This window comes from Ectothiorhodospira lacustris (genome assembly GCF_022227785.1).
GTDB classification, from domain to species: Bacteria; Pseudomonadota; Gammaproteobacteria; order Ectothiorhodospirales; family Ectothiorhodospiraceae; genus Ectothiorhodospira; species Ectothiorhodospira lacustris.
The window spans coordinates 24,355-31,542 of the sequence record NZ_JAJNQM010000038.1 but is presented as its reverse complement, the minus strand read 5'-3'; the positions used below and the strand labels follow the sequence as shown (position 1 = coordinate 31,542).

At 64.1% G+C, this 7,188-nt stretch carries 6 protein-coding genes; 3 read left to right on the top strand and 3 right to left on the bottom strand.

What is annotated here, in order from left to right; all coding sequences use genetic code 11:
* The 3 genes from LQ952_RS09025 to LQ952_RS09015 form a co-directional block, all read right to left on the bottom strand.
* The coding region (locus tag LQ952_RS09025) for a replication-associated recombination protein A (RefSeq protein ID WP_238622332.1) at positions 1 to 911 on the bottom strand (911 nt) is incomplete at its 3' end.
* Positions 912 to 933: 22 nt separating this feature from the next.
* Positions 934 to 1,563, bottom strand: coding sequence for an outer membrane lipoprotein periplasmic chaperone LolA (gene lolA / locus LQ952_RS09020; protein ID WP_238622331.1), 630 nt, complete (start codon positions 1,561 to 1,563; stop codon positions 934 to 936).
* Positions 1,564 to 1,570: 7 nt separating this feature from the next.
* Positions 1,571 to 4,021, bottom strand: a complete 2,451-nt coding sequence (locus LQ952_RS09015) for a DNA translocase FtsK (RefSeq protein WP_238622330.1) — start codon at positions 4,019 to 4,021, stop codon at positions 1,571 to 1,573.
* Between the two features lie 216 nt (positions 4,022 to 4,237).
* On the opposite strand from LQ952_RS09015, the gene trxB reads away from it, so the two are divergent.
* From trxB to aat, 3 genes are read left to right on the top strand one after another with little or no spacing between them, the layout of a single operon-like run.
* Positions 4,238 to 5,185 carry a thioredoxin-disulfide reductase gene (trxB, locus tag LQ952_RS09010; protein WP_238622329.1) on the top strand — a complete coding sequence of 316 codons (948 nt, stop codon included), beginning with the start codon at positions 4,238 to 4,240 and terminating at the stop codon, positions 5,183 to 5,185.
* Between the two features lie 47 nt (positions 5,186 to 5,232).
* On the top strand, positions 5,233 to 6,405 hold the full coding sequence (locus tag LQ952_RS09005) for a GNAT family N-acetyltransferase (RefSeq protein WP_238622328.1): 1,173 nt from the start codon (positions 5,233 to 5,235) through the stop codon (positions 6,403 to 6,405).
* 35 nt (positions 6,406 to 6,440) lie between these two features.
* Positions 6,441 to 7,172 (top strand): leucyl/phenylalanyl-tRNA--protein transferase, encoded by a 732-nt coding sequence (aat, locus tag LQ952_RS09000; protein ID WP_238622327.1) that lies wholly within the window; start codon positions 6,441 to 6,443, stop codon positions 7,170 to 7,172.
* The last annotated feature ends 16 nt before the right edge of the window (positions 7,173 to 7,188 follow it).

The following is a 7,188-nucleotide window of genomic DNA, read 5'->3' as shown; positions in this document are numbered from 1 at the left end:
GCGTTACCGATATCCTCACTGGCCATGCGCACGATGCGCCGGGCCAGGTAGACGACGTCGCAACCACCGTCAATCATGCGGCAGAACCAGTACAGCGCCGCGTCCGGATCACTGCCCCGTACCGATTTATGCAGGGCGGAGATCTGGTCGTAGAACAGCTCCCCACCCTTGTCGAAACGACGCAGGCCCTGACTGGTCACCTCCTCCAGGGTCTCCTCCGTAATCACCGGCCCCGCCTCCCCTTCCCGGGCCAGGTCGGCCGCGATCTCCAGCAGATTCAGGGCACGCCGCGCATCGCCGTCGGCCAGTTCCGCCAGCAGGTCGCGCAGGGCTGGGGCCATGGTCAGGTGCCGCCGGCCCAGGCCATGGGTCTCGTCGCCCAGGGCCCGGTCGATGATGGCGCGGATGTCCGCCGCTTCCAGTCCCTTGAGCACGTAGGTACGCACCCGGGACAGCAGGGCGTTATTGAGTTCAAAGGAGGGGTTTTCCGTGGTGGCACCGATGAAGGCGATGGTGCCGTCTTCCACGTGGGGCAGGAAGGCATCCTGCTGAGACTTGTTGAAGCGATGGACCTCGTCCACGAACAACAGCGTAGCCCGTCCCTCGACCCGGCGGGTCTCCCGGGCCTGGTCCACGGCGGCGCGGATGTCCTTGACCCCGGAAAGTACGGCGGACAGGGTGATGAATCTCGCGCCGCAATAGTTGGCGATGAGCCGGGCCAGGGTGGTCTTGCCGGTGCCGGGCGGCCCCCAGAAGACCATGGAATGCAGTCGGTCCTCCTCGATGGCCCGGCGCAGGGGCTTGCCCGGGGCCAGCAGGTGCTGCTGGCCCATGTACTCCTCCAGCCGCCGGGGACGCATGCGATCCGCCAGGGGACGGTCGGGTTCCGGAGTGGAAAAGAGATCCGTCATGGATGCCGGACAGTCGCGGTGCTCAGTTCCTCATCACATCCACTCCGGCCGGCGGCTCGAAGCGGAAACGGGCATCGGGGATGCGGGTGTTGAGCTGCATGTCTTCAAAGCGGATGCGGGTCTGCTGGCCGAACTGGTCATAGAGCACCATCATTCGCACGGTGCGTTCGTCCAGGCCGATGAGGATGCGCTGAAAATCGGTGTCGCCGGAATGGGGGGTCAGGGACAGCCAGCTCAGGCCCTGGTGACTGCCCTCGGAGGCCACCTCGAAGTCCTCCTCCAGCGCCCGGGGCTCGGACAGCAGCATGATGGGCGTACGCCCCAGCACAGCACCCATCTCCTGTACCGTGGCCTGGGCCAGGTCTTCGTCGTAGGTCCACAGGTACTGGCCGTCGGCCACGATCTGCTGGTTGTAGGGGGTCTGGTAGTCCCAGCGGAACTGGCCGGGACGCTTGAGATAGACCTTGCCCTGGGCATGCTGCAGGACCTCGTCCCGCTCGTTGATGACCATCTGTTCGAACACCGCCTCGAAACTGGTCATCTCCTGGAAGAAATGATCCAGTCGGGCACGGGCATCGTCCGCCAGCACCGGCGACAGGCTCAGGCAGGCAGTCAGCATCAGGGCAAACAGGGCTCGCATGGGTCTTGGCATCTCGTCTTCAGTCCTGGGGTGCCGGTGCCAGCACTTCCCGGTTGCCGTTGGATTGCAGCGCGCTCACCACGCCGGCGGCCTCCATGTCTTCGATCATCCGGGCGGCCCGGTTGTAACCGATCTTGAGGCGGCGCTGTACATAGGAAATGGATGCCTTGCGGGATTCCAGCACGATGGCCACCGCCTGGTCGTACAGGGGGTCGCTGTCCTCGCCGGAGTCCACGGGCTCCAGTCCTGGTACGACCGCGGCGCCGGATTCCGGTTCCTCCAGCACATCGTCCAGATAGTCCGGCTCCCCCTGGGCCTTGAGGAAGTCCACCACGTGATGGACCTCGTGGTCCGCCACGAAGGCGCCGTGCAGGCGCACCGGATGACCGCTGCCCGGAGGCAGGTAGAGCATGTCGCCGTGTCCCAGCAACTGCTCCGCCCCCATCTGATCCAGAATGGTGCGCGAATCCACCCGAGAGGAGACCTGGAAGGCGATGCGGGTAGGGATATTGGCCTTGATCAGGCCGGTGATTACATCCACCGAAGGCCGCTGGGTGGCCAGGATCAGGTGGATCCCCGCCGCCCGCGCCTTCTGGGCCAGGCGGGCGATGAGTTCCTCCACCTTCTTGCCCACCACCATCATCATGTCGGCAAATTCGTCCACCACGATGACGATGAAGGGCAACGGCTTGAGTTCCGGCGGCGCCGCCGTCGGGTCGAAGGCGGTCTGCGGGTTGTAGAAGGGGTCCGGGATGGGCTCGCCCGCGGCGGCGGCGTCCTTGATCTTGCGGTTGAAGCCGGCCAGGTTGCGCACGCCCATCTGCGACATGAGCTTGTAGCGGCGCTCCATCTCCGCCACCCCCCAGCGCAGGGCGTTGGAGGCGTCCTTCATGTCGGTGACCACGGGGGCCAGCAGATGGGGGATGCCCTCGTAGACCGACAACTCCAGCATTTTCGGATCGATGAGGATCAACCGCACCTCGTCCGGCCGGGCCTTGAACAGCAGCGAGAGCAGCATGGCGTTGATGCCCACGGACTTGCCCGAGCCGGTGGTGCCGGCCACCAGCAGGTGGGGCATTTTGGCCAGATCGGCCACCACTGCGTGGCCGCTGATGTCCTTGCCCAGGGCCAGGGTGAGGGCGGAACCGGCCTTTTCGAACACCGGCGCCCGGAAGATCTCCGACAGGCTCACCAGTTCCCGTTTCTGGTTGGGTATTTCCAGACCCACGGTGGACTTGCCCGGAATGACCTCCACGATGCGGACACTGATCACCGACAGTGCCCGGGCCAGGTCCTTGGACAGCCCCGAGATCCGGCTCACCTTCAGGCCCGGCGCCGGCTGCAGTTCAAAACGGGTGATCACCGGCCCTGGATGGACCTCGACCACGTCCACCTGGACCCCGAAGTCGCGCAACTTTTCCTCCACCTGCCGGGACATGTGATGCAGGTCTTCCTCGGTATACCCCCCTTCATGCGGCTTGGGGACGTCCAGCAGGTCCAGGGTCGGAAAGGCATCCGGGGGGATCTCGCCGGCGGCAAACAGGGAAGCCTGTCGCTTGGGCGCGGAGGGCTTGGGCGGGGTGGTCGGCGTGGGCAACACCGCTTCCAGGACCGGTTCCACCCGGGCCTTGATCTTCGGCGCGGGTTTTTCCGCCTCGCGGGGCTGCAAGGGTTCCTGCAGAGGGGCGATCCGGGGTTCCACCTTGGGCTGGGACCGGGGGCGGGGTTCCTCCTCCCTTGGCGTTGCTGCTCGGACGGCGTTCTCCCTCGCCTCCCGTTCCTTGCGGGCCTGCCGCCCGACATGACGTTCCCAGGCCAGGGCGATCTGTTCCAGGGTCCAGTTCACGCCCTGGAGGGTGTAACGTCCCAGTCGGTCCATCAGGGACAGCCAGGACAACCCCGTGAGCAGGGTCACCCCGGTCAGGAACAGGGCCAGCAGGAACAGGGTGACGCCCAACAGGTGAAAGATCGGCACCAGCCCCTCGCCGATCACCTCGCCCAGGATGCCGCCGGCATTCATGGGCAATGCGCCAGGAAGAAAGTGCAGGGTCGCCAGACCGCAGCCGGCCGTCAGGGTGATGACAAACCCCAGCCAGCGCACCCCCAGGGCATGCAGATCCAGCTCACCGGTATCCTTGCGGCCGCGAAAGACCAGCCAGCCGCTGTAGGCCACCACCACCGGCGCCAGGTAGGCCAGGTAGCCGAAGAGATGGAAGAACACATCGGCAAACCAAGCGCCTGCCCTGCCCCCCAGGTTGGTAACCTTCATGCCGGTCCCGGTTTGGGACCAGCCGGGGTCGGTGGGGCTGTAACTGGCCAGGGCGATGAACAGGTAGGCGGCCGCCGCCGTCAGCACCAGCAGGGTACCCTCGCGCAGGGCACGGCGCAGATGGGCGCTGATGGGTCGCGGTGCGGAAGTAGGCTTGCGGGCGGGCTTGTCCGCCGTTTTCTTGGATTTTGCTCTGGCCAATGGTCAGGTCGTGTCAGGGGGCTTGAGTGCGAGATTCAGGGTAAGCGATCGAGTTTAACCCTTTGAAGGGTTTCAAGTCCCTTTTTTGGGACTTCGCGCGGTATTCTACATCTTGCCGAGGACTTGGCGCCGACGGGGCTTCAAAGTAGATTAGGCGGCTCGGATTTTGACCGCACCATCATTACCCCCAGATTGCCCCCAGGAGAAACGATCACCATGACTGCCCCCAGACACTGCCGCCTGCTCATTCTCGGTTCCGGCCCTGCCGGATATACCGCTGCAGTGTACGCTGCCCGTGCCAACCTCAAGCCGGTCATGATCACCGGTCTGCAACAGGGCGGTCAGCTCACCACCACCACGGAAGTGGACAACTGGCCCGGGGACGATCAGGGGGTACAGGGCCCGGAGCTCATGCAGCGCATGCAGCGCCACGCGGAACGCTTCAATACCGAGATCATCTTCGATCACATCCATACCGCCGACCTGAAACAGCGCCCCTTCACCCTCACCGGGGATACCGGCATCTATACCTGCGATGCCCTCATCATCGCCACCGGGGCCTCGGCCATGTACTTGGGATTGCCCTCCGAGGAGGCCTTCAAGGGCCGGGGGGTCTCCGCCTGCGCCACCTGTGACGGTTTCTTCTATCGCGGCCAAAGAGTGGCGGTAATCGGCGGCGGCAACACCGCCGTGGAAGAGGCCCTGTACCTGTCCAACATCGCCGAGCATGTCACCCTGGTCCACCGCCGGGACAAGCTGCGGGCGGAGAAGATCATGCAGGATCAGCTGTTCGAGAAGGAGCGCCAGGGGAAGGTGAGCATCGAGTGGAACCATGTACTGGATGAGGTCCTGGGCGACAACATGGGGGTGACCGGCATGCGGATCAAGGGTGTGCCGTCCGGGCAGACCCGAGACCTGGAGCTGCAGGGGGTTTTCATCGCCATCGGCCACCAACCCAATACCGATCTTTTCCAGGGACAGCTGGAGATGAACAATGGATACATTCGGGTGAAAAGCGGGCTGGATGGTAATGCCACGGCCACCAGCGTGCCAGGGGTCTTTGCCGCCGGGGACGTGATGGATCATGTCTATCGTCAGGCGGTGACCTCGGCCGGTTCCGGCTGCATGGCGGCCCTGGATGCGGAGCGTTTTCTGGAAAGCTGAGGCTTTTCGCGGACAGGCAGTCCCACATTGTGCTCGGAGTCTTCATCATGGATAACCCGGGATTGCTGGAATGCCGCATCAGCGATGACCTGTCCGCCCTGCCCGCTTCACAGTGGGATGCCCTGGGCGGGCGGGATGAGCCCTTTCTCAGCCATGCCTTCCTCTGTGCCCTGGAACGCCATGACTGCCTGGGTAGCCGGTTCGGCTGGTATCCCCGGCATGTCACCCTGCGCCAACCGGGCGGTGAGTTGGTCGCCGCCCTACCCCTCTACATCAAGACCAACAACTACGGCGAGTTCGTCTTCGACTGGGCCTGGGAACAGGCCTGGCAGCGTTCGGGACTGAACTACTACCCCAAGCTGGTCTGCTCGATCCCCTATACCCCGGCCACCGGCCCCCGCCTGCTGGTCCACCCCGACCATGACCGGGAGGCGTTGCAACAGGTGCTGATCCAGCAGGCCATCGAGCTGACCCACGCCGGCGAGTTGTCCGGACTGCATGTGCTGTTCCCGGAACACGGTGACAGCCGGGCACTGCAGGCGGCCGGCCTCACCCTGCGCATGGGCTGCCAGTACCACTGGCATAATGAGAATTACCGGGATTTCGACGATTTTATTGAACGTTTCAGTGCCAAGAAGCGCAAAAACGTCCGGCGTGAACGGCGGCGCGTACAGGAACAGGGGCTGGATATCCGGGTGCTGCACGGTGATCAGGTGAGTGAAGACTTGTGGGCCGTGTTTCATCGCTTTTACGTGAGCACCTTCGAACGCAAGATGGGGATTCCCACCCTGAGTCCGGGCTTTTTCCGGGAAACCGGCCGTACCCTGGGACGACAAGTGGTCATGTTCCTGGCGGAGGAAGACGGCGAGCCGGTGGCGGCGGCCCTGTGCTACCGGGGCAAGGACACCCTCTACGGCCGCTACTGGGGCTGCATTCGGGATTACGACGCCCTGCATTTTGAAGCCTGTTACTACCAGGGCATCGACTACTGCATACAACAGGGTCTGGCGAGGTTTGAGCCCGGTGCCCAGGGAGAACACAAGATCAGTCGGGGGTTTCTGCCCACCCGGACCTGGTCGGGGCACTGGATTGCCCATCCGGGACTCAGAGGCGCGGTCGCTGCATTCTGTCAACGGGAGCAGGCGGCCATGGCGATTCAATGCGAGCAGCTGATGCGTCTGTCGCCGTTCCGGGTGGAAGCAGACTCCGGCTCGGGTTAGGCTGTGCTTCGGACACCCAAAGGGATCACTGGACCATGTCTGGCAACAATGATATGCATTCCCTCACTTGGCTGCACCCCGGACAGAGCGATGAATCCTTTCCGCCGGTGGACCGCGCCCTGCGTGAACCCAATGGCCTGCTGGCGGCCGGCGGCGACCTGAGCCTGCCCAGGCTGCTCAATGCCTACCGTCATGGCATCTTTCCCTGGTACGAGGCGGGTCAGCCCATTCTCTGGTGGTCACCGGATCCCCGTACCATCCTCTACCCTTCCCAGGTGAAGGTGAGCCGCAGCCTGGGCAAGATCCTGCGCCGGCAACGTTTCCGGGTGACATTCGACCAGGCCTTCACGGAAGTCATCAAGGGATGTGCAGGACCCCGGCACGGGGTCCACGGCACCTGGATCACTTACGGGATGCAGCAGGCCTTCATCCAGCTACACCATAACGGACATGCCCATTCGGTGGAGATCTGGGAAGACGACGCGCTGGTGGGGGGGCTCTATGGGGTAAGCATGGGGCGGGTATTCTTTGGTGAGTCCATGTTCAGCCGGGTGCCGGATGCCTCCAAGGTGGCTCTGGTAGCCCTGTGCCGTCACCTGGACCATTGGGGGTATCCGCTACTGGACTGCCAGACCCCGTCGGAACATCTGACTCGCATGGGGGCCGTGTCCATGTCGCGGCAACGCTTTGTCACCAGACTGCAACAGCTGTGTTCCGTGCCCAGTCGCCCCGGACCCTGGGCGTTGGAGTTGGCATTGGGGGGATGAGGGAGCGGCCGTTCCA

What these genes read in the sequence shown, in the direction of transcription:
- lolA (WP_238622331.1), bottom strand. Translation starts at nt 1,563, where the DNA reads ATGCCAAGACCCATGCGAGCCCTGTTTGCCCTGATGCTGACTGCCTGC.
- trxB (WP_238622329.1), top strand. Translation starts at nt 4,238, where the DNA reads ATGACTGCCCCCAGACACTGCCGCCTGCTCATTCTCGGTTCCGGCCCT.
- LQ952_RS09005 (WP_238622328.1), top strand. Translation starts at nt 5,233, where the DNA reads ATGGATAACCCGGGATTGCTGGAATGCCGCATCAGCGATGACCTGTCC.
- aat (WP_238622327.1), top strand. Translation starts at nt 6,441, where the DNA reads ATGTCTGGCAACAATGATATGCATTCCCTCACTTGGCTGCACCCCGGA.